This is a genomic window from Streptomyces sp. NPDC031132 (assembly GCF_055570595.1).
Map to the genome: position 1 here is coordinate 264267 of NZ_JBVIGX010000003.1, position 20879 is coordinate 285145.

The window sequence follows — 20879 nt, forward strand, 5'->3', positions numbered from 1 at the left end:
CCTGCCGGGCCGCACCCGACCGATTCCCGGGGCTCCGCGCCGGACCCCGGCGCCTCGAACGCCGGCGGGGCTGATTCCAGCCGTCCGGCGTTCGAGGACCAGGTCCGGGGGAGCCCGGTGAACGGGAGAAGGGCGGGGAGGGGCGAGCCCCGCGCAGCGGCCCGAACCGGTCAGGAGACCGGGAGACCCGGGGCCGGGTGGGCCGCGAGGAGGTCCGCCACCTCGCTGCGGATCGCGGCCAGAGCCGGCTCGTCCGACTTCGCGGCGGCGTCCACGGCCCGGGAGATCCAGTCCGCCACCGCCGGCATGTGCTCCACGCCCAGGCCCCGCGAGGTCAGCGACGGCGTGCCGATGCGGATGCCCGAGGGGTCGAACGGCTTGCGCGGGTCGAACGGGACCGTGTTGTAGTTCACGACGATCCCCGCGCGGTCCAGCGCCTTGGCCGCCATCTTGCCCGGCACCCCCCGCGAGGTCAGGTCCATCAGGATCAGGTGGTTGTCCGTACCGCCCGAGACCAGGTCGAAGCCCCGTTCCAGCAGAGCCGAGGCCAGCGCCTTCGCGTTCGCCACCACCGCGTGCGCGTACGTCACGAAGGACGGCTGCGCCGCCTCGTGCAGCGCCACTGCGATGCCCGCCGTCGTCTGGTTGTGCGGACCGCCCTGGAGGCCAGGGAACACCGCCTTGTCGATGGCCTTCGCGTGCTCCTCGCGGCACATCAGCATCGCGCCCCGCGGGCCGCGCAGCGTCTTGTGCGTGGTCGTGGAGACCACGTCCACGTGCCCGACGGGGGACGGGTGCGCCCCGCCCGCGATCAGGCCCGCGATGTGGGCCACGTCCGCGACCAGGATCGAGCCCGCCTCCTGGGCGATCGAGGCGAACGCCTCGAAGTCGATCGTGCGCGGGAGGGCCGTGCCGCCGCAGAAGATCAGTTTCGGGCGCTCCGCGAGCGCGAGGTCGCGTACCGCGTCGTAGTCGATCAGGCCCGTCTCGGCGGAGACGCCGTACTGGACGCCGCGGAACCAGGACCCCGTCGCCGAGACCCCCCAGCCGTGCGTCAGGTGGCCGCCCATCGGCAGGGCCATGCCCATCACCGTGTCGCCGGGCTTCGCGAAGGCCAGGTACACCGCGAGGTTCGCCGGCGAGCCGGAGTACGGCTGGACGTTCGCGTGGTCCACCCCGAACAGGCCCTTCGCCCGCTCGACGGCCAGCGCCTCGACGCGGTCGATGTTCTGCTGGCCCTCGTAGTAGCGGCGGCCCGGGTAGCCCTCGCTGTACTTGTTCTGCAGCACCGTGCCGGAGGCCTCGAGCACGGCGGCGGACACGTAGTTCTCACTGGGGATCAGGCGCAGGGTCTCCGCCTGCAGGGATTCCTCGGCGGTGACGTAGGACGCCAGCTCGGGATCGGTGGCGAGAAGGGCGGGGTGGCGGCTCGCGCTCATGGCGGCTCCTCCGGGGTCGATGTCAGATCTCGTCCCCGCGAGGCCCAGGCGAGCGGCCCTGAATGCGGTCGTGCGCGCACGACTCCCCCGGAGTTGGTTCTCCGTACGCCAGTCGCCGTGCGTGCCGCCCACCTTAGCGGGCGGTCCACAGGAAAGGTTTCCCCGTCCGGTATACGAGCGACGTATAGCCGTATACAAGGTGATGTGACGCCGGTGGCACCACCCTCGTCACCCCTGTCACCCGGCCCGCCTGACCGACGATCGGAGACCCCGTGTCGACAACTGCTGAAGCCATGCGTTCCGCCGAGGCCCACAGCGCGCACAACTACCACCCGCTGCCCGTCGTCGTGGCGTCCGCGGAAGGCGCGTGGATGACCGACGTGGAGGGCCGCCGCTACCTGGACATGCTCGCGGGCTACTCGGCGCTCAACTTCGGCCACGGCAACCGGCGTCTGCTCGACGCCGCCAAGGCGCAGCTGGAGCGGGTCACCCTCACCTCGCGGGCCTTCCACCACGACAGGTTCGCCGACTTCTGCACCGAGCTCGCCGCGCTGTGCGGCAAGGAGATGGTGCTGCCGATGAACACGGGCGCGGAGGCCGTGGAGACGGCGGTGAAGACCGCGCGCAAGTGGGGCTACCAGGTCAAGGGCGTCCCGGACGGGCAGGCCAAGATCGTGGTCGCGTCCGGCAACTTCCACGGCCGCACGACGACGATCGTGAGCTTCTCGACGGACCACGAGGCCCGCGACCACTACGGGCCCTACACCCCGGGGTTCGAGATCGTGCCGTACGGGGACCTCACCGCGCTGGCCGCGGCCGTCACGGCGAACACCGTGGCCGTGCTGCTGGAGCCGATCCAGGGCGAGGCGGGGGTCCTGGTGCCGCCCGCCGGCTACCTGCGGGGCGTACGGGAGCTCACGCGCGAGCGGAACGTCCTGTTCATGGCGGACGAGATCCAGTCGGGGCTGGGCCGGACCGGGAAGACGTTCGCGTGCGAGCACGAGGACGTCGTGCCGGACGTGTACGTCCTCGGCAAGGCGCTGGGCGGCGGCGTCGTCCCGGTGTCGGCCGTCGTCGCCGACCGGGACGTGCTCGGGGTGTTCCAGCCCGGCGAGCACGGCTCCACCTTCGGCGGCAACCCGCTGGCCTGCGCGGTCGCCCTGGAGGTGATCGCGATGCTGCGGACCGGCGAGTACCAGCAGCGCGCCACCGAGCTCGGCGACCACCTGCACCGGGAGCTGAACCTGCTGGTCGGCGGGGGTGCGGTGACCGCCGTACGCGGGCGGGGGCTGTGGGCGGGCGTCGACATCGCCCCGGGCCACGGCACGGGCCGGGAGATCTCCGAGGCGCTGATGGAGCGGGGCGTGCTGGTCAAGGACACGCACGGGTCGACGATCCGGATCGCGCCGCCGCTGGTGATCAGCAAGGAGGACCTGGACTGGGGCCTGGACCAGCTGCGGACGGTGCTGGCCACCGGCTGACCCCGGATCCGGCGCCGCGGGCGCGGCCGGGAGCCGGGCAGCTCCCGGCCGCGTTTGCGGCTACAGGATGACGTGCGGCAGGAAGCGGGCGTACTCGTCCGTGACCGGGCCCGCCGACTCGCGGATGCCGAGGCCGGCCGCCTCCTCCTCGACGACCCACGCGCCGAGCACCACGCGGTTGCCGTCGAAGTCGGGCAGCGGGGCCAGGCCCTGGAAGACGTACGTCTCGTCCTCGTCCGGTACGAACGGCTCGCCGCCGGCCGGGTGCAGGGTGACCCCGGCGCCCTCGCGGCCCAGCAGGGGCTTGGCGGCGAACCCGGTGGTCTCCGCGAGCTCGCGCGGGCCGTCCAGGTAGGCGGGCAGCAGGTTCGGGTGCTCCGGGAAGAGCTCCCACAGGATCGCCAGCAGCGCCTTGTTGGACAGCAGCATCTTCCACAGCGGCTCGATCCAGGTGGTGGTCCCGGAGCCGCCGCCGTGGTCGTACGTGCCGAGGACCTGCGGGCCGAACGCGTCGGTGGCCAGCCATTCCCACGGGTAGAGCTTGAAGCAGCTGCGGATGAAGCCGAGCTTCTGGTCCACGAACCGGCCGGACAGGCTGTCCCAGCCGATCTGCTCCACGGACAGCGCCTCGGTGTCCAGGCCCGCCTGCTCGGCGGTCTCCTGGAGGTAGGCGACCGTCATCAGGTCCTCGCCGAGCTCGTCGGTCTCGGAGTGCGCGAAGTGCAGCGGGCCGGGCGGCAGCAGCTCCGCCTGCCGGCGCCAGGCCTCGACGAGCCGCTCGTGCAGGGAGTTCCACTGGTCGGCGCCGGGGAAGCGCTCCTCCATCCAGAACCACTGCGGACTGGCCGCCTCCACGAGGGAGGTGGGGGTGTCGGCGTTGTACTCCAGCATCTTGGCCGGGCTGCCGTCGCCTTCGTAACGCAGGTCGAACCGGCCGTACAGGGAGGGCTGTTCGGCGCGCCGGCGCCAGGACTCGGCGATGCGCTCCGCGAGGCGCGGGTCGGTGATGCCGAGGTCCGCGAAGCGGTCGTGCTCGACGATGTGCGCGGCCGCGGCCAGGCACATGGCGTGCAGCTCCTCGACGACGTTCTCCAGCGCCTCGACCTCGGGGAGCGAGAAGGAGTAGTACGCGCTCTCGTCCCAGTAGGGGCGCAGGGAGTCGTCGGGGTAGCGGGTGAGCGGGTAGATGAGCCCCTGCTCCTCGACGGTCTTCTGCCAGTCGGGGCGCGGCTCGATGGTGTGACGGCGCACGCGGTTCAGCCGCCGCTGGAGCTGGAGTGGCCGCCGATGCCGCCGCGGGTGACGGCGGACTTGTCGAAGCTGCCGCCGCTGACCCGGTTGTTGGAGACGCTGCCGCCGTAGTAGTACACGCCGCGGCTGCTGCTGCTTCCGCTGCCGCTCTTGCACTCCTTGCTGTTCAGCTTCTCCATGGTGAGGCGGTCCACGCAGCGCTTGTCGGGCTCGCTGCTGCTGCCGCAGGCCACGAGGGCGGCGGCGAGCAGGCCCATGCCGCCGAGGGCGACGCTGCCGGAGCGCATACGGCGTCGGGTGGTGCTGCTGCTGCTTCTACTACTGCTGTCGTCCATGCCATCCATGGCGGACAGACTAGAACGGGGTGGCGAAGCGATGGAATCCGGCCGTCGAAACCCTCTCGTCACCTCCATGACCTAGAGTCAATTCGTGCTTCTTGGGATGGTTTGCGCGCTCGGTGCGGCGGTCTGCTTCGGTACGGCGTCGGTCCTGCAGGCGATGGCCGCGCGGGCGGTGGAGCCGGGAACCGGGTCGGGGGTGGACACGGCGCTGCTGCTGCGGGCGGCACGGCAGTGGCGGTACGTGCTGGGCCTGGGGCTGGACGCGGCCGGGTTCGTCCTCCAGATCGTGGCGCTGAAGAACATCCCGATCTACACGGTGGGGGCGGCGCTGGCGGCGAGCCTCGCGGTGACGGCGGTGGTCTCGGCGCGGCTGCTGCACGTACGGCTGAGCGGGGCCGAGTGGGGCGCGGTGGGGATGGTGTGCGCGGGGCTGGCGATGCTGGGGCTGGCGTCGGGCGAGGAGGGCTCGGGAACGGGTTCGTTCGCGCTGAAGCTGGGGCTGCTGGTGGTGGCCGGGCTGGTGCTGCTGGTGGGGGCCGTGGCGGGCGGACTCCCCGACCGCTCCCGGGCGCTGGTCCTGGGGTTGGCGGCGGGGACGGGCTTCGGGGTGGTGGAGGTGGCGGTCCGCCTCATCGACGACATCTCGGCGGCGGCGCTCACGAACCCGGCGCTGTACGCACTGCTGCTGGGCGGGGGCGCCGCGTTCCTGCTGCTCACCTCCGCGCTGCAACGGGGCTCGGTGACGACGGCCACGGCGGGCATGGTGATCGGCGAAACGATCGGCCCGGCGCTGGTGGGCGTGGCCTGGCTCGGCGACCGCACCCGCGAGGGCCTGACCTGGCTGGCCGTCCTCGGCTTCGCCGTATCGGTCGCCGGAGCCCTCCTCCTGACCCGCTTCGGCGAACCGCCGACAGAACCCGGCCCCGCCGACGCTTGAGGCAAACCCGGCCCCGCCGGCGTTTGAGGCGCGGGGGTTCGGGGCGGAGCCCCCGACAACGGCGCCGCGGCCGAAGCCGCGTCACGGCAGCGCGGAAAGCAGGGCCGCCAGCGTCGGCGACCACGCGCTGGTCGACGGAGTTCCGTAGCCGACCACCAGCGCCTCGCGCGGCGGGAGTCCGGCCTCCGGGTGGGTGTAGCGGGACAGGGTCTCCACGGCCAGGTCCTGCCAGGCGGCAGCCCGGAGCACCGAGGCCTGCGTCCCCGCCGGGAGGTCCAGCACCGCGTGCAGGCCCGCCGCGATGCCCGACACCGCCACCCGGCCGGAGACGGCCGCGACCAGCTCGTCCCGGCGCCTCCGGTACCGCAGCCGCATCCCGCGCACGTGCCGGTCGTACGCCCCGGACCGGATGAACTCCGCGAGCGTCAGCTGGTCCAGCGCACTCGACGTCCAGTCGGTCCGCCCCTTCGCCTCGACGACCTCGTCCAGCAGCCCCGGCGGCACCACCATCCACCCCATCCGCAGCCCCGGCGCGAGCGACTTGCTCGCCGTGCCGAGGTACACCACCCGGTCCGGGTCCAGTCCCTGCAGCGCCCCCACCGCCTGGCGGTCGTAGCGGAACTCCCCGTCGTAGTCGTCCTCCAGGATCAGCCCGCCCGTGGTCCGGGCCCAGTCGACCGCCGCCGCCCGCCGGGACGGGGTCAGCGCCGCCCCGGTGGGGAACTGGTGGGCGGGGGTCAGCAGCACCGCCCCCGACTCCGCGGACAGGTCCGGCGTCCGCGCCCCCGAGGCGTCCACCGTCAGCGGCCGGGTCCGCAGCCCCGCCCCCGTCAGCAGCTCCCGGTGCAGGTCGAGGCTGTACCCCTCCACGGCCACCTCCCGTACGCGCCGCGCCCGCAGCACCCCCGCCAGCAGCGTCAGCGCATGCACGAATCCGGCGCACAGCACGATCCGCTCCGGGTCCGCGTACACCCCGCGCGCCCGCGCCAGGTACCCCGCGAGCGCCTCCCGCAGCTCCACCCGGCCGCGCGCGTCGGCCGCGTACCCGAAGGCCTCGTTCGGCGCGTCCGTCAGCGCCCGCCGGGCCGCCGTCAGCCAGGCGGCGCGCGGGAAGCCGCCCAGGTCCGGGGTGCCGGGCTGCAGGTTGTACGAGGGCTTGCGCCGCTCGGGATGCCGGGGCCGGGCGGCGCCCGCGGGCCGCCGCGGCCGGGCCCGTTCCGCGACCCGCGTGCCCGAGCCCTGCCGGGCCGTCAGCCAGCCCTCGGCGACGAGCTCGGCGTACGCCTCCGCGACCGTGTTCCGCGCGATCCCGAGGTCGGCGGCGAACGACCGCGAGGACGGCAGCCGGGTCCCGGGCGCCAGCCGCCCGCTGCGCGCGGCCTCGCGCAGCGCGTCGACGAGACCGGCCCGCAGACCTCGCCCGGCGGAGAGGTCCAGATGCAGGTCGGCACCGAAAGTGGCCCATGATTCCGTCATGGATATGGACCATATCGGCGGGCCGCCTGCTGCCTAGGGTGGAGACATGACCACCACGCACGAACACACCGCCGCACACGCCCCCGAGCACGCCCCGCGCATGGGCTGGGCCCAGCACGTTCCCGATGTCTACAAGGCCGTCGTCGGCCTGGAGATCGCTTCGAAGAAGGGCCTGGACCCGGTCCTCGTCGAGCTGGTCAAGATCCGCGCCTCGCAGCTCAACCACTGCGCGTTCTGCCTGGACATGCACGCGAAGGACGCGCTCGCCGCGGGCGAGACCGTCGAGCGGATCGTCCAGCTCGCCGCCTGGGAGGAGTCCCGGCACTTCTACACCGAGAAGGAGGCCGCGGCGCTCGAGCTGACCGAGGCCGTGACCGTCCTGACCGACGGTTTCGTTCCCGACGACGTGTACGAGAACGCCGCGAAGCACTTCGAGGAGAAGGAGCTCGCCCAGCTGATCGCCGTGATCGCGACGATCAACGTCTGGAACCGCTTCGCGGTGACCACCCGCATGGTCCCGGGCCACTACACGCCGGGCATGTTCAAGTAGCCACGGCCACGTGGTGACGCCCTTCAGGACCCGCCGTCAGTCCGGCCGGAACGAGCCCAGCGCCGCCGCCATGTGCGCGCGCACGGCCTTGGCCTCGCCGGCCGGGCCGAACACCATGAGCACCCACCGACTGCCGTCGGAGGCGACGGTCAGCCGGCCGATGCCGCGAGCGGTTCCGCTCGTGTCCGGGTCGGGGACTTCGTAGACGAGCTCGCAGCCGCGGCCGTCCTTCGGGTCCAGGGCCAGCCGCCGGTAGCCGTCCCGGGCGCTCAGCTCCCTGGTTCCCTCGTGCAGCACCTCGCAGGGGTCGTCGGGGCCATCGGTGACCGGGAAGACCTGGAGCAGGCTGCCCCGGCCCTGTGCGGGGCGGAACACCGTGCCGGCTCCGGCCCCGGACTCGGACGTGCTGAGCTGCCAGTCGTCGGGGACCGCGACCCGGAAGCCCGAGCCGGCGCTGCGCAGCACCTTGTAGCCGGCCGGCAGCCCCGGCGGTTCCCCCCGTACGAACACGGCCGCCAGCGCGGCCCCGCCGAGGACCACCGTCAGACCGCCGGCGACGGCCACCCGCGGCCACCACCGCCGCGCCCCGCGCTGCGCGGGCGGTACCTCGTCCGAAGCCCGCCCACCCGCCGGATCCCCCGGATCCCCGGGCGGGTAGGCGGGCTTCGGCGGCAGCTCCGGGCCCGACGGGCGCTGCGGGCGCTCGGGCCCCGGATCCGGCTGCTCCCACTGCTGCGACTGCGGGTTCCAGCGTGCGGGGCCGCTCCCCGGGGGCACGGATCACCCCCCGAACGAGGCCAGCAGGGCGGCCAGCGCAGTGGCCGCGCTCACCGAGTCCACCAGCGGGGCCCACCGCTCCAGCGCCCCGCGCAGCCGGGCGGCCGGGCCCGGCCGGATTTCCTCGCCCGGCCCCTCCAACTCCTCGGCCACCGCATCCAGTTCCGCGTCGAGGGCGGCCCGCCCGTCGCTGCGGGGCAGCCGTACGAGGGCGGCGCGGAGGTCGCGAACGGCCTCCAGCAGCTGCTCCGCGGTCGGGCCGGCCGTACCCGTACCGGTGCCCGCACCCCCGTGGTTGACCGTGCTGTTGCTGACCTCCGTGCCTCCGATGCTGAAGGCACTGCCCTGCACGTCGCCGATCCGCACCGGGGGCAGCGGCTGCCCGGGCTCTGCGCTACTGGCCACTTCTGCTCTCCTTGCCCGCGCGCACGCGCCCGTCCTTGCGCTCCGCCTTGTGCGTCGTCCCGTGGTTCACCGTGCTGTTGTGGCTCACGCCGTGGATCCCGAAGGCGCTGTTGCTCACCGACTGGATGAACACCCCGCCTTCCGCGACGTTGACGGCGCGCTCCGCGAACTCCTCGGTGTGCCAGCCCGCGTCGTGCAGCGCCAGCGTCACCCCGCCCACGATCCGCTCCTGGATCGTCTTCAGGTACCGGTCCACGTCCATCAGCTGGAACAGCGACACGTCCTTCTGCGAGGCCAGTTCGCGTACGGAGGCGGCCGGGCCCGCCGCGTACGCGACGCCGTGTCCGGCGGTCGCCAGCCGCCACGGGACCCTGCAGGCCCCGCCCAGGGTGGCGAGGGCCACGCCGAGGGAGCCGGGGGCGCCGGCGAGGGCCAGGAGCACCTTGGCGACGGGGGTGTTGCGGCGGTGGCGCCGGGCGATGTCGTCGGCCCGCTGGAAATCGGGCCGCACCGGCATCAGCACGTGCGGCGCGACCTCCAGCATCAGCATGCCGCCCTGCGTGTGGACGCGGATGAAGACGGTGATGACGAGGTTCTCGTCCCAACCGCCGATCCGGACGCGCAGGAAGTGCCGGCGCCGTTCGCCGCCCTCCTCGACCGCGGCGGCGCGGTGCCCGGCGAAGGCGTCCGCGGACAGGTCCACCGCGTCCACGTCGAGCAGTCCGGCGGCCGGCAGGAACACGCACTCGTCGACGACCAGTTCGCGCAGCCGGTCCAGTACGGCCTCCTCCGCCTCCTGCGAGCCGCGCGGCGAGGGGACCCGGAGGGCCTCCAGCTTGGGCCGGATCTGCTCGATGATCCGCTCGTTGTCGAGGCGCCGGGCTCCCGCCCCGGCGCGCGGGCGCAGCTCCACGGCCAGCTGCCACGGCAGATGGGCCCGGCCGGCGCCGCAGAACGGATTGTCGACGGCGTACAGGACCACCGGCGCGTGCTGGGTGCGCTCGATCGTGGCGCGGACCCGCCGGAAGCGCCGGCCGGCGGACGGGTCGGCGGACCGGTCCGCGTAGTGCGAGCGGCCGAGCGAGGAGTGGATGATCTGCGCGAAGTGGCCCCGCTGGAAGCCGACGAGCACCGTGACCAGCACGGCGATCAGGACGACCGTCCACGAGTAGGCCTCTCCGTAGACCTGGCCGATCCGGGGCACCTCGAGGAAGATGCCGAGCGGGTCGGCCTGGAAGGCCTGTGTCAGGTACGTGCCGAGGACGCTCAGCCCCAGGTTCCCCCCGCCGCTCGCGTCGTCCGCGAAGAACCCGCGGAGCACCCCCCACAGGAGCCGGCCGAGGACGAAGGTGGCGTAGCCGCGCAGGATCCATTCGAAGATCCGCCCGCCGCGGCCGATGCGCTCGCGGCGCTTCTTGATGCGTCCGGCCCCGCTCAGGAGCAGCGCCGGGACGAGCAGGAAGACGAAGAACGTACGGGTGAGCAGCAGTCCGAGGCCCCACACCGCGACGATGGCCACCGACCAGGCCACTTCGGTGCGCAGGGCGCGCAGGGCGTGGGCGAGGACGCGGGCGGCGTCGAAGCCGTAGGAGGGGGCGGGGAACCGCTCCTCGTGGACGTACAGCTCCTCGATCACCCGGTCGCGATAGGCGGCGTCGAGGTAGGTGCCGGCGCACATGAGGCGTCCCGCCTCTGTCGCCGCCGGGTCCACCGGGGCCCTGCCGTCGGGTGTGCCGCTCACGGGTTCTCCTCGTTCGGGAGGAGGGAAACCGTACGGCGCCCGGGGCGCGCGGGACAGGGCGGTTCACGCCAAAAGGCCCCGGCGCGTGCGCCGGGGCCTGTTCGGGCGTATCGGATCGGATCAGCTCGGCCGCAGCGGACCGGAGCGGACCCTGCCGGATCAGATCAGGCCGAGCTCGCGGACCGCGTCGCGCTCCTCGACGAGCTCCGCCACGGACGCGTCGATGCGCGTACGGGAGAACTCGTTGATGTCCAGGCCCTGGACGATCTCGTACTTGCCGTCCTTGGTGGTGACGGGGAAGGAGGAGATGATGCCCTCCGGGACGCCGTAGGAGCCGTCCGACGGGATGCCCATGGAGGTCCAGTCGCCCGCGGCGGTGCCGTTGACCCACGTGTGGACGTGGTCGATGGCGGCGTTGGCGGCCGAGGCGGCCGAGGACGCGCCACGGGCCTCGATGATCGCGGCGCCGCGCTTGGCGACGGTCGGGATGAAGGTGTCGGCGAGCCACAGCTCGTCGCTGACGACCTCGGCGGCGTTCTTGCCGGCGATCTCCGCGTGGAAGATGTCCGGGTACTGGGTGGCCGAGTGGTTGCCCCAGATGGTCAGGCGCTTGATGTCGGTGACGTCGGCGCCGGTCTTCTTGGCGAGCTGCGAGATCGCGCGGTTGTGGTCCAGGCGGGTCATCGCGGTGAAGCGCTCGGCCGGTACGTCCGGGGCGGCGGCCTGCGCGATGAGCGCGTTGGTGTTGGCCGGGTTGCCCACGACCAGGACCTTGATGTCGTCCGCGGCGTGCGCGTTGATCGCGGCGCCCTGCGGCTTGAAGATGCCGCCGTTGGCGGAGAGCAGGTCACCGCGCTCCATGCCCTTGGTGCGCGGGCGGGCGCCCACGAGCAGGGCGACGTTCGCACCCTCGAAGCCCGCGTTCGGGTCGTCGAAGATGTCGATGCCCTTGAGCAGCGGGAAGGCGCAGTCGTCGAGCTCCATGGCGGTGCCCTCGGCGGCCTTCATGCCCTGAGGGATCTCCAGAAGACGGAGCTTGACCGGCACGTCCGCGCCGAGCAGGTGACCGGAAGCGATGCGGAAGAGCAGCGCGTAGCCGATCTGGCCGGCGGCGCCGGTGACGGTGACATTCACGGGAGTGCGGGTCATGGCCTTCTCCGTTAGACAGCTGGCGGTGGGGCGTCCCCGCCCCATGTGCTGGCGGACGCCGCTTCGCTGCGAATCTTGACGTGAAGAGACATCCGGCGTCAGGCTATCCGACCTTCGAGCGGCCCAATCCCCCGGTCCGTGTGGTGCAGGGCACACAGACCGGGAGTTCGAAGGCGCGGAGCCGGAATTCCCCCCGCTTTTCAGCCATCCGGCGCTGCCGGACGGGTGTCGAGCAGACGCGCGAACGGCTCGCCGGACCTCGGTCGGCGCCGGCGCCTCAGCGGACCGTGAAGCGCACCGCGCTCTCCAAGAACGGGATGTGCAGCCACGGGTGCGGCTCCATGACCAGCGCGAGCAGCGTGATCGCCACCCCCAGCAGCCCGTACGTGACCATGTCCGTGAAGCGGGAGCGCACCGCGAGCATCCCCACCTGCGGCAGTACGCGCCGCAGCACGGCGGCCGCGATCAGGGCCACGCCGATCACCAGGCAGCCCACGCGGGGGCGGCCCAGCGCGGTCAGGAGCAGGCCGACCGCGGTCGCGGCGAGCACGCTGAGCATCGGCCACTGCCGGGCCGCGAGCGCGTCCCCGGGCGCGGCGCGGCCGTGGCCCTCGGGGCGGGCCGTGTCCTGGGTGACGGAGGGGAAGCGGCGCGACTTCGCGGCCTCCGCGCCGCCCGCGGGCGCGGTGGCCGCGCCCTCGGCGCCGGTCCCGGCCCCGGTCCCGGCCCCTGCGTCGGCGCCGGTCCCGGCTTCCGCTTCGTGCTCAGCCTGCACTGGTCGACGTCCGTTCCGCCGCCTCGACGACGTTCACGAGCAGCTGCGCGCGGGTCATCGGGCCGACTCCGCCCGGGTTCGGGGAGATCCAGCCGGCCACCTCGGCGACGCCCGGGTGCACATCGCCGACGATCTTGCCGTGCTCGTCGCGGCTGACGCCCACGTCCAGGACGGCCGCGCCGGGCTTCACGTCCTCCGGCTTGACCAGGTGGGGGACGCCGGCCGCCGCGACGATGATGTCCGCCTGGCGCAGTTGGGCGGGCAGGTCGCGGGTGCCGGTGTGGCACAGGGTCACGGTGGCGTTCTCCGACTTGCGGGTCAGCAGCAGGCCCATGGAGCGCCCGACGGTGATGCCGCGGCCGAGGAGCACCACGTGCGCGCCGTTGATCTCGATGCCGTGGTGGCGCAGCAGCTGGACGATCCCGTACGGGGTGCAGGGCAGCGGGCCCGGCTCGTTCAGAACCAGCCGGCCGAGCGACATCGGGTGCAGGCCGTCGGCGTCCTTCGCCGGGTCCATCAGCTCCAGGACCCGGTTGGTGTCGATGCCCTTGGGGAGCGGGAGTTGGACGATGTAGCCGGTGCACTCCGGGTTCGCGTTGAGTTCCCGTACGACCGCCTCGATGTCCTCCTGGGAGGCCGTCGCGGGCAGTTCGCGCTGGATGGACGCGATGCCGACCTCGGCGCAGTCCTTGTGCTTGCCGTTGACGTACCAGCGGCTGCCCGGGTCGTCGCCGACCAGCAGGGTGCCGAGGCCGGGGGTGATGCCCCGGGCCTTGAGCTCCGCCACGCGGGCGGTCAGTTCGGACTTGATCGCGGCTGCGGTGGCCTTGCCATCGAGAATCTGGGCGGTCATGGTCCCATCCTCCCGGATGGGGCGCCCCCGGTTCCAGTCGTGGGGGCCGCGGCGGGTTCGTCACGGGCTTGAACCATTCATTGCACTTGCACAACAAGTGACGGGCCGGTCGCACCGCGGCTGGACAACTCCGGCCCGATCGGACCACGATGACCGAAAGAGTGCCGCGGGCAGTGCCGGGGGGCGGACCGCAAATCGCAGTATTTTCCTCCGTGCGTGCCGTGCGTCCCCGCACTTCCACGGAGGAACACCCCAAGATGAGCTTCGGCGACCCGAACAACCCGTACGGGCAGCAGCAGCCGGCCCCGCAGGGGCAGCCCGGCTACGGCTACCCGCAGCAGGCTCCGCCCGGCGTCCCGCCGCAGGGCGGCTACGCCTACCCGCAGCAGGCACCGATGGGCTACCCGAACCAGGCGTACCCGTCCGGTCCCGGCGGCTACCCGGGCGCCGAGATGCCCATGCCCGGCGGGGTGAAGGCCGCCCGCGTCATCCTGTTCATCGTCGGCGGTCTCCAGGCCCTGGGCGGGATCGTCGTCCTCCTCGGCGGGGCGCTGTTCGCCTCGGCGTTCTCGGGCTCCTCCAGCTCCTCGGACTACGGCTCCTCGGCGAGCGACGCGGGCGCGCTCGCGGGCGGCGTGATCGTCGTCGCCGGCATCTTCGCCCTCGCCCTGGCGCTGTGGCCGATCCTGACCGCCGCCAAGCTGGGCAAGGGCCGTGGCGGTGTCCGGGTCTCCGGCATCATCTACGGCTCGCTGATGACCCTCTTCTCCGGGATCAGCCTGATCATCAACTTCGTGGCGCTCGGCAGCGACACGGCGGCGGGGGCCGTCGTGTTCTCGCTGCTCCTGGCCCTGATCCAGTTCGGACTGGCCCTGTGGGTCCTCGTCGGCCTGGCCAACTCGGCCGCCGGCGCGTACTTCCGGCGCCCGCAGTACTGAGCCGTAGGACCGGCCCGAAGCACGAGGCCGCAGGACAAGGCCCTGTCCGTACGGCGAAGGCCGCCACCCGCAGCGCTGCGGGTGGCGGCCTTCGCCGTACTCGGTGTCCGATGACCGGGGACCGGTGACCGGGGCTCAGTGGAAGAAGTGCCGGGTCCCGGTGAAGTACATGGTCACTCCGGCCGCCTTCGCAGCCTCGACGACCTGCTCGTCACGGACCGAACCGCCCGGCTGGACCACGGCCTTGATGCCCGCGGCGGTCAGGATCTCCAGCCCGTCCGGGAACGGGAAGAAGGCGTCGGAGGCCGCGTACGAGCCCTGCGCGCGCTCGGCGCCCGCCCGCTCGACGGCGAGCTTCGCCGAGTCGACGCGGTTGACCTGGCCCATGCCGACGCCGACCGAGGCGCCGTCCTTGGCGAGCAGGATCGCGTTGGACTTGACGGCACGGCAGGCCTTCCACGCGAAGGCGAGCTCGGCGAGCTCCTCCGGGGAGAGGGCGTCGCCGGTCGCGAGGGTCCAGTTCTTCGGGTCGTCGCCCTCGGCCTGGAAGAGGTCGGACTGCTGGAGCAGCGCGCCGCCGGAGATCGGCTTCAGGTCGCCGGGCTGGTGCGGGGTGCCGTCGACCTTCAGGACGCGGATGTTCTTCTTCTTGGCCAGGATCTCGACCGCGCCGTCCTCGTACGCCGGGGCGGCGATGACCTCGGTGAAGATCTCCGCGACCTGCTCGGCGAGCTCGACGGTCACCGGGCGGTTGACCGCGATGACGCCGCCGAAGGCCGACAGCGGGTCGCAGGCGTGCGCCTTGCGGTGCGCGGCGGCGACGTCCGCGCCGACGGCGATGCCGCACGGGTTGGCGTGCTTGATGATCGCGACGCAGGGCTCGTCGTGGTCGTACGCGGCGCGGCGGGCGGCCTCGGTGTCCACGTAGTTGTTGAAGGACATCTCCTTGCCGTGCAGCTGCTCGGCGTTGGCGAGCCCGCCCGGCTGGCCGTCGGTGTACAGCGCGGCGGCCTGGTGCGGGTTCTCGCCGTAGCGGAGGGTGGACTTGCGGTCCCACGCGCCGGCCAGGAACTCGGGCAGCACGGCCTCCGGCTCCGGGGCGTACGCATTCGTGAACCAGGAGGCCACGGCGACGTCGTACGCGGCGGTGTGCTGGAAGGCCTCGGCCGCCAGCCGCTTGCGCGCGGTGAGGTCGAAGCCGCCGCCCTGGGCCGCGGCGAGGACGTCGGCGTACCGGGCGGGGCTGGTGACGACGGCGACCGACGGGTGGTTCTTGGCGGCGGCGCGGACCATCGACGGCCCGCCGATGTCGATCTGCTCGACGCACTCGTCGGGCGTGGCGCCGGAGGCGACGGTCTCCCGGAACGGGTAGAGGTTGACGATCACCAGGTCGAACGGCTCGATGCCGAGCTCGGCGAGCTGGCTCCGGTGGTCCTCCAGGCGCAGGTCGGCGAGGATGCCGGCATGCACGCGCGGGTGCAGGGTCTTGACCCGGCCGTCCAGGCACTCGGGGAAGCCGGTGAGCTCCTCGACCTTGGTGACAGGCACGCCGGCGCCGGCGATCTTGGAGGCGGTGGAGCCGGTGGAGACGAGCGCGACGCCCGCCTCGTGCAGGCCGCGGGCCAGCTCCTCCAGTCCCGTCTTGTCGTAGACACTGACGAGCGCGCGCCGGATCGGTCGCTTCGACGAGCTCGACGAGGTGGTGCTGCTCTCTACGGCGGTCACTGGATTGTTACCTTTCGTCCCTCAATGCGGTAGCCGTGCCGGGCCAGGCGCCCCACGACGTCGACGAGCAGCTGGCGCTCGACTTCCTTGATGCGCTCGTGCAGAGCGGCTTCGTCGTCCTCGTCCCGGACCTCGACCACACCCTGGGCGATGATCGGACCGGTGTCCACGCCGGAGTCCACGAAGTGGACCGTGCAGCCGGTGACCTTCGCGCCGTAGGCGAGGGCGTCCCGTACGCCGTGGGCGCCCGCGAAGGCCGGGAGGAGGGCGGGGTGCGTGTTGATGAAGCGGCCGCCGAAGCGGCCGATGAACGACGCGCCCACGATCTTCATGAACCCGGCGGACACGACGAGGTCCGGCTCGTGGGCGGCGGTCGCCTCGGTGAGGGCGGCGTCCCACTCCTCACGGGTCCCGTACGCCTTGACGGGGCACACGAAGGTGGGGATCCCGGCCTTCTCGGCCCGCTCCAGGCCGACGATGTTCTCGCGGTCGGCCCCCACGGCGACGACTTCGGCGCCGAAGCCCTCGGATCCGCCGGGGTGGGCGTCGATGGCGTCGAGCAGGGCCTGGAGGTTGGTGCCGGAACCGGAGACCAGCACGACCAGGCGGGAGGCGGCCATGGGAGGCCCTTTCTGCGGGAATGCTTCCGTACATCTTGTGTGATCAGACAAAACTTCGGTATCCCGAAATACGGGGGACCCTACGAAGCCGCCGACCGCCTGCAACGATACCGGCACACCGGACAGCCCCCGAGGGACGGGGGGACGGGCGGGCGGTAGCGTCTGGCGTACAAGCCGCATACGGCCACGACACAGGGGAAGAAACGCACTCGATGCCGGATCGCCGCCAGCCCGACTCCTCCACCGACGACAACCCCTTCGCGGCTCCCCCGGAAGGCCGGCCCGACCAGCCGTGGCAGCCGCGCAGCGGTGGCGACGGCGATGGCGGCCGCCCCGGTGAGGAGCCCGGCCCCGGCCCGGGCGGGCCCGTGCGCTGGGACCCGACGGACCCGGTCCAGCGGCGCGCCCGGTACGCACTGCTGGCCGGTATGTGGGGCTTCTTCTTCGGGATCTTCGGGATCCCGTCGGTGGGGCTGCTGCTGGGTGCGCTCGCCCTGTACTGGGGGGTCAGCGGGCTGCGCGGAAGGCCTGCGGCCGGATCCCCGTCGGACGCGCGGGTCGACGCCGTGGCGGGTCCTGCCGCCCAGGGGGGCCTGGCGGCACTCGGGCCGGCCGCCCGTCCCCAGCGGACGGCGGCGATCGGCGGCCTGGTCACGGCCTCGCTGGCGATCCTGCTGGCCCTGAGCTCGTACGGCTTGCAGCTGGCGTACAAGGACTTCTACATCTGCCGCGAGGACGCCCTCACGAAGTCGGCGGAGCTGCAGTGCAACACGCTGCTGCCGGACAACGTGCTGGGCAAGATCCTCAAGGTCCAGCAGTAGCGCCCGTCGGCACCGTCCGGCCGTAGCGGCTCCGCCGGTTCAGGCCGGGGGCTTGCGGCGCGCCAGCACGCGGGCGCCGGTCACGGGCGGTACGAGGGGCCCGGACGGCTCGGGTTCCCGTGGAGCGGCCTGCTCCGCCGGGACCGGAGTCGGCGTCAGGTCCAGGTGAAGCCCCGTCACGACGGTGAACCGGCGCGACGGTTTGACGGGTGCGGCCGGTGCCGGGGCGGCCGGCTCCGGTTCCGCCGGCGCGTGGGGCGCGTCGGGGGTCAGGTCGGGGATCAGCGCGCCCGCGGCCCGCCGCAGGGCCTCCCAGCGCAGCTCCCGTACGCCGCTGTCGTGCCACTCGTCCTCCCCCTCCATGGGGCTCGCGTCCGCCTGCCGGGCGGGCCGGGTCCGCCAGGAGTGCACCGCCACCGCCACCGGCACCGCCAGGAGCAGCGTCCACACAAGGGCCGCCGCGCCGGTCGCCCACCACACCGGGCCGAAGCTCGCCAGCCCCCGTGAGCCGAGCGGCCCCGAGGATGCCGCCGCGAGCCCGGCCAGCACCAGCGCGCACACGAGGGCGCCCAGAGCCGCCGTCAGAGCGGTTTCCCTGTACGAGACTTCACGCGCCCGGCGTACCGCGAACCACCCGACTGCCAGCCCGGCCACCAGCGGCACTCCGGCGGTCGCACAGGTCAGCAGCGTCCCGGGCCCCTCCGGCGGCAGCGCCGCCAGCAGCGGGAACCTCGGCAGCGCGGGCGATCCGGCGGAGGCGAGCGGGGTCGCGGTCGCGCCGGCGCCGAGGGCGAAGCCGGGCCCGAGGGCGTAGGCCGCGCCCCACACCACGGCGTTCGGGAGCAGCGCGAGGGCGAGGAGCAGGACCGCGAAGCGGCCGGACCAGACCTCGGTCAGCGCCAGGAAGGAACCCTGGACCTCCGCGGCGTGCCAGGCGAGCGAGGCCCCGACGAGCAGTGCGCCGCCGCCCAGGAGGACCAGGGCCCCGGCGGCTCCGGCCCGCAGCGCGAGGGCGTAGCGGGGGCGTGCGACGGCCCTCCGTACGCCCCCCGGCACCCACTCCGGCAGCGGCCCGACCGGACGCCCTTTGGCCGCCCACACCCCGCCGCCGGCGGCGAGCACGGCGACCAGCGGGACGTGCCAGGCGGCGCTGAGCGGGTCGGCGGGCATGGGGCCGCCGGCCGCGTAGACGGTGGCCAGCGATCCGACGGAGAGGTATCCGCAGGTCACGGCAGAGAAGACGGCGCCGGCGGGCAGGACCTCGTCCCCGTCGCTGCCGTCGCCCGAGGCGCTGCCGAGGCGGGCGGCGCGGCGCATGAGCAGGGCGGGCAGCGCGACGAGCAGCAGCGGGGTCACCCCGACGGGGGCCGGGACCCCGGAGAGGGTCTCGTACCGGACGAGCTCGGTGCCGTGGGCGAGCAGCCAGAGCCCGGCGGCCAGGTGCAGGGCGCCGCCGGGGCCGCTGTCGGGGTAGGGGGAGCTGATCCACAGCACGATGACGAGCACGGCGAGGAAGCCGAGCCCCAGCCCTGCGGCCACGGCCCCGCCCAGCACACAGGCCGCGGCGGCCGGCGAACGGCGTCGCCCGCCGGCCCGCGGGGCGGGCGGCAACGCCGTCGGCAACGAGGTGCCGCGTTCGGTCACTTGGGTCACCCCGCCATGGTGCCAACGACACGCGCTATGGGCGGGTAACAGGCGAATGTCCGTGGTGTCGCTCAATATACGTTTTATGTACTTTTACGCCCAGGGCTGCCGGCAGGTCACGGGGAGTGTGGCATGACAGAGAGCGTCGAGGAGCCGAGGCTCCCCTCGCCCAAGGAACGCCGCAGACTGCGCGAGGCGGCGGGCCTGACGTACGAGGACGTCGCGACGGCGGTGGGCGTCACGGTCAGCACGGTCCGCTCCTGGGAGACCGGCCGCACGGGCCCCCGGGGCCGCAAACGCGACGCGTACGCGAGCTTCCTGACGGCCCTCCAGCCCCCGGCCCCGGCCGCGCCGGCCCCGGTCTCCCCGGAGCCGGACACGGATGACGGCACGTCATCATCGGCCGACGGCCAGGACGCCTCGCCGGACCCTTCCCATGGGGCCGACGCGGACGTGCAGCGCACCCGCGCGGCCGAACACGACGGGACCGCGCCACGGATGGCGGGCGGCATCCGGGGTGGGCAGGGACCGCGGACCCGGCCCCCGGTCGCGGCCAAGCGGGCTGCGCGGCCCCCTGCGGCCATGCCCCGGCACGAGGCCAAGATCAACGCCAAGGCCGCGGCCCACGGCATCGGCAGGCCCGGCCGAGCGATCGCAGGCCCGGCCGGCCGCCCGCCGGAGCCCCCGCAGCACGAGGCCCCCGCACCCACGTCCGAGCAGGACCCGCCCCACACCCCGTCAGAGGCCGGCGCCGGGGACACCGCGCAGGACCCCGAACAGACCCCGGCCGACGCCACGGCAGCCGCGTCCCAGGAGTCCCCGAAGGCACCGACCGAAGCCACGACAGCCACCCTGGAGGGGCTCGAGCAGCCCGGGCCGTCGCCCGCCGCGACCGAGCCCGGAGGGGCAGAGCCGGCGGCCGCCGGGACGGAGGGGCACGCGCCCGGAGGGGACACCCCGCCCCAGCCCGAAGCGGAGGGGGATCCGCAGGATCCGGAGGACGGGGCGACGGACGGGCCGTTGGGGCCCCGGGAGGTGTTCGATGCGCTGTACGGGTACGCCGCCCCCGCCCTCACGCGGCAGGCGTACCTGCTCACCGGCCGCCGCCGCCTCTCCCAGGAGGCCGTCGAGCGGGCGTTCCAGCTCGCCTGGACGCGGTGGCCCGAGGTGGCCACCGATCCCGACCCCGTCGGGTGGGTGCGCGCAGCCGCGTACGAGTACGCCCTCTCCCCCTGGCACCGGTTCCGCCGCGCCCACAAGCACCCCGACAAGGCCCCGGCCGCCCCCGCCGACCGGATCCTGATGGACGCCATGCTGGCGCTCCCGCCGGCCCACCGCCGTACCGTCCTGCTCTACGACGGCGTGGGCCTCGACCTCCCGGACACCGCCGCCGAGACCGAGGCCAGCACCCCCACCGCCGGCAACCGGCTCCTGCACGCGCACGCCACCCTCGCCGACCGGATCCCCGAACTGGCCGCCGCGCCGCCCGAGAGGCAGTCCGCGCTGCTGCGCGAGCGGCTCGGCGCGGTCACGCCGGCCGTCCGGCTGGAACCCCGCGCCGCGGCCACCGTACGCATCGCCGCCGAGCACCGCGCCAGGCGGTGGACCCGCGCGGTCCTCGGCCTGAGCGCCGTGATCGCCGTCGCGACCACGTACACCGCCGCGACCGCGCCCCGGCAGTACGAGCCCCCCATCGCGCCCGGCGCGAGCGTCTCGGGGGTCCCCCCGCTCGCCGGCCCCCAGCGGCTCACCGACGAGACCCGGCAGCTGCGCGAAAAGCTGCGCGCCCATCCGGCGCACAGGCCCGAGCGGCTGGCCCCCAGCCTGGAGTAAATGGCCGCCGCGAAAACGGGCGTGGGGGGGGGGGGGAGGGGGGGGGGGGGGGGGGGGGGGGGGGGGGGGGGGGAGGGGAGGGGGGGGGCAGAAGGGAAGGACGCGAGTGGGGGGCGGTTGTTT

The 20879-nt window shown here is 73.7% G+C and carries 19 protein-coding genes and 1 riboswitch; of the genes, 6 read left to right on the plus strand and 13 right to left on the minus strand.

The annotated features are described in order from the left end of the window. Positions 1-170: 170 nt before the first annotated feature. Positions 171-1439, minus strand: coding sequence for a serine hydroxymethyltransferase (locus ACZ49B_RS06900; protein ID WP_468301224.1), 1269 nt, complete (start codon positions 1437-1439; stop codon positions 171-173). A gap of 35 nt (positions 1440-1474) precedes the next feature. Beyond that, positions 1475-1565, minus strand: a riboswitch (ZMP/ZTP riboswitch). Between the two features lie 167 nt (positions 1566-1732). Here ACZ49B_RS06900 and rocD point away from each other — a divergent pair. Continuing rightward, positions 1733-2920: an ornithine--oxo-acid transaminase gene (rocD, locus tag ACZ49B_RS06905; protein ID WP_468301579.1), complete on the plus strand. Its 1188-nt coding sequence runs from the start codon at positions 1733-1735 to the stop codon at positions 2918-2920. 60 nt (positions 2921-2980) lie between these two features. On the opposite strand, the gene ACZ49B_RS06910 is transcribed toward rocD, so the two are convergent. After that, entirely contained in the window at positions 2981-4171 is a 1191-nt protein-coding gene (locus ACZ49B_RS06910) for a glutathionylspermidine synthase family protein (RefSeq protein ID WP_468301228.1), read from the minus strand. 5 nt (positions 4172-4176) lie between these two features. Then, a complete protein-coding gene (locus tag ACZ49B_RS06915) occupies positions 4177-4515 on the minus strand; it encodes a hypothetical protein (protein WP_468301231.1) in 339 nt (112 codons plus the stop codon). A 97-nt stretch (positions 4516-4612) separates the two neighbouring features. On the opposite strand from ACZ49B_RS06915, the gene ACZ49B_RS06920 reads away from it, so the two are divergent. Continuing rightward, a complete protein-coding gene (locus tag ACZ49B_RS06920; protein WP_468301582.1) occupies positions 4613-5449 on the plus strand; it encodes a DMT family protein in 837 nt (278 codons plus the stop codon). 81 nt (positions 5450-5530) lie between these two features. Here ACZ49B_RS06920 and pdxR read toward each other — a convergent pair whose 3' ends face one another. Then, positions 5531-6925 (minus strand): MocR-like pyridoxine biosynthesis transcription factor PdxR, encoded by a 1395-nt coding sequence (gene pdxR / locus ACZ49B_RS06925; RefSeq protein ID WP_468301234.1) that lies wholly within the window; start codon positions 6923-6925, stop codon positions 5531-5533. A 46-nt stretch (positions 6926-6971) separates the two neighbouring features. On the opposite strand from pdxR, the gene ACZ49B_RS06930 reads away from it, so the two are divergent. Further along, positions 6972-7475 carry a carboxymuconolactone decarboxylase family protein gene (locus ACZ49B_RS06930; RefSeq protein WP_468301237.1) on the plus strand — a complete coding sequence of 168 codons (504 nt, stop codon included), beginning with the start codon at positions 6972-6974 and terminating at the stop codon, positions 7473-7475. Between the two features lie 36 nt (positions 7476-7511). Here ACZ49B_RS06930 and ACZ49B_RS06935 read toward each other — a convergent pair whose 3' ends face one another. The 6 genes from ACZ49B_RS06935 to ACZ49B_RS06960 form a co-directional block, all read right to left on the minus strand. Beyond that, positions 7512-8252: a hypothetical protein gene (locus tag ACZ49B_RS06935; protein WP_468301240.1), complete on the minus strand. Its 741-nt coding sequence runs from the start codon at positions 8250-8252 to the stop codon at positions 7512-7514. Between the two features lie 3 nt (positions 8253-8255). Further along, a complete protein-coding gene (locus ACZ49B_RS06940; RefSeq protein WP_468301243.1) occupies positions 8256-8657 on the minus strand; it encodes a hypothetical protein in 402 nt (133 codons plus the stop codon). Then, the gene (locus tag ACZ49B_RS06945; RefSeq protein ID WP_468301245.1) at positions 8647-10398 is read right to left on the minus strand and encodes a hypothetical protein; all 1752 of its coding nucleotides are present in this window, start codon (positions 10396-10398) and stop codon (positions 8647-8649) included. The genes ACZ49B_RS06940 and ACZ49B_RS06945 overlap by 11 nt, the downstream gene beginning before the upstream one ends. Positions 10399-10557: 159 nt before the next feature. Further along, positions 10558-11547 carry a malate dehydrogenase gene (locus tag ACZ49B_RS06950; protein ID WP_468301248.1) on the minus strand — a complete coding sequence of 330 codons (990 nt, stop codon included), beginning with the start codon at positions 11545-11547 and terminating at the stop codon, positions 10558-10560. A 277-nt stretch (positions 11548-11824) separates the two neighbouring features. After that, positions 11825-12322 carry a DUF3017 domain-containing protein gene (locus ACZ49B_RS06955; RefSeq protein WP_468301251.1) on the minus strand — a complete coding sequence of 166 codons (498 nt, stop codon included), beginning with the start codon at positions 12320-12322 and terminating at the stop codon, positions 11825-11827. After that, positions 12312-13175, minus strand: coding sequence for a bifunctional methylenetetrahydrofolate dehydrogenase/methenyltetrahydrofolate cyclohydrolase (locus ACZ49B_RS06960; RefSeq protein ID WP_468301254.1), 864 nt, complete (start codon positions 13173-13175; stop codon positions 12312-12314). The genes ACZ49B_RS06955 and ACZ49B_RS06960 overlap by 11 nt, the downstream gene beginning before the upstream one ends. Positions 13176-13432: 257 nt before the next feature. Between ACZ49B_RS06960 and ACZ49B_RS06965 the strand changes: the two genes are divergently transcribed. After that, positions 13433-14113 (plus strand): hypothetical protein, encoded by a 681-nt coding sequence (locus tag ACZ49B_RS06965; protein ID WP_468301257.1) that lies wholly within the window; start codon positions 13433-13435, stop codon positions 14111-14113. A gap of 135 nt (positions 14114-14248) precedes the next feature. On the opposite strand, the gene purH is transcribed toward ACZ49B_RS06965, so the two are convergent. Both purH and purN read right to left on the minus strand, forming a co-directional pair. Continuing rightward, entirely contained in the window at positions 14249-15838 is a 1590-nt protein-coding gene (gene purH, locus ACZ49B_RS06970; RefSeq protein ID WP_468301259.1) for a bifunctional phosphoribosylaminoimidazolecarboxamide formyltransferase/IMP cyclohydrolase, read from the minus strand. Continuing rightward, a complete protein-coding gene (purN, locus tag ACZ49B_RS06975) occupies positions 15835-16458 on the minus strand; it encodes a phosphoribosylglycinamide formyltransferase (protein ID WP_468301262.1) in 624 nt (207 codons plus the stop codon). Before purN ends, purH begins: the two co-directional genes overlap by 4 nt. 212 nt (positions 16459-16670) lie before the next feature. Between purN and ACZ49B_RS06980 the strand changes: the two genes are divergently transcribed. Continuing rightward, positions 16671-17279 (plus strand): hypothetical protein, encoded by a 609-nt coding sequence (locus tag ACZ49B_RS06980; protein WP_468301265.1) that lies wholly within the window; start codon positions 16671-16673, stop codon positions 17277-17279. 39 nt (positions 17280-17318) lie between these two features. On the opposite strand, the gene ACZ49B_RS06985 is transcribed toward ACZ49B_RS06980, so the two are convergent. Next, on the minus strand, positions 17319-18932 hold the full coding sequence (locus ACZ49B_RS06985) for a cell division protein PerM (protein ID WP_468301268.1): 1614 nt from the start codon (positions 18930-18932) through the stop codon (positions 17319-17321). Positions 18933-19055: 123 nt separating this feature from the next. Between ACZ49B_RS06985 and ACZ49B_RS06990 the strand changes: the two genes are divergently transcribed. Then, positions 19056-20756, plus strand: a complete 1701-nt coding sequence (locus ACZ49B_RS06990; RefSeq protein WP_468301271.1) for a helix-turn-helix domain-containing protein — start codon at positions 19056-19058, stop codon at positions 20754-20756. Positions 20757-20879 lie beyond the last annotated feature (123 nt).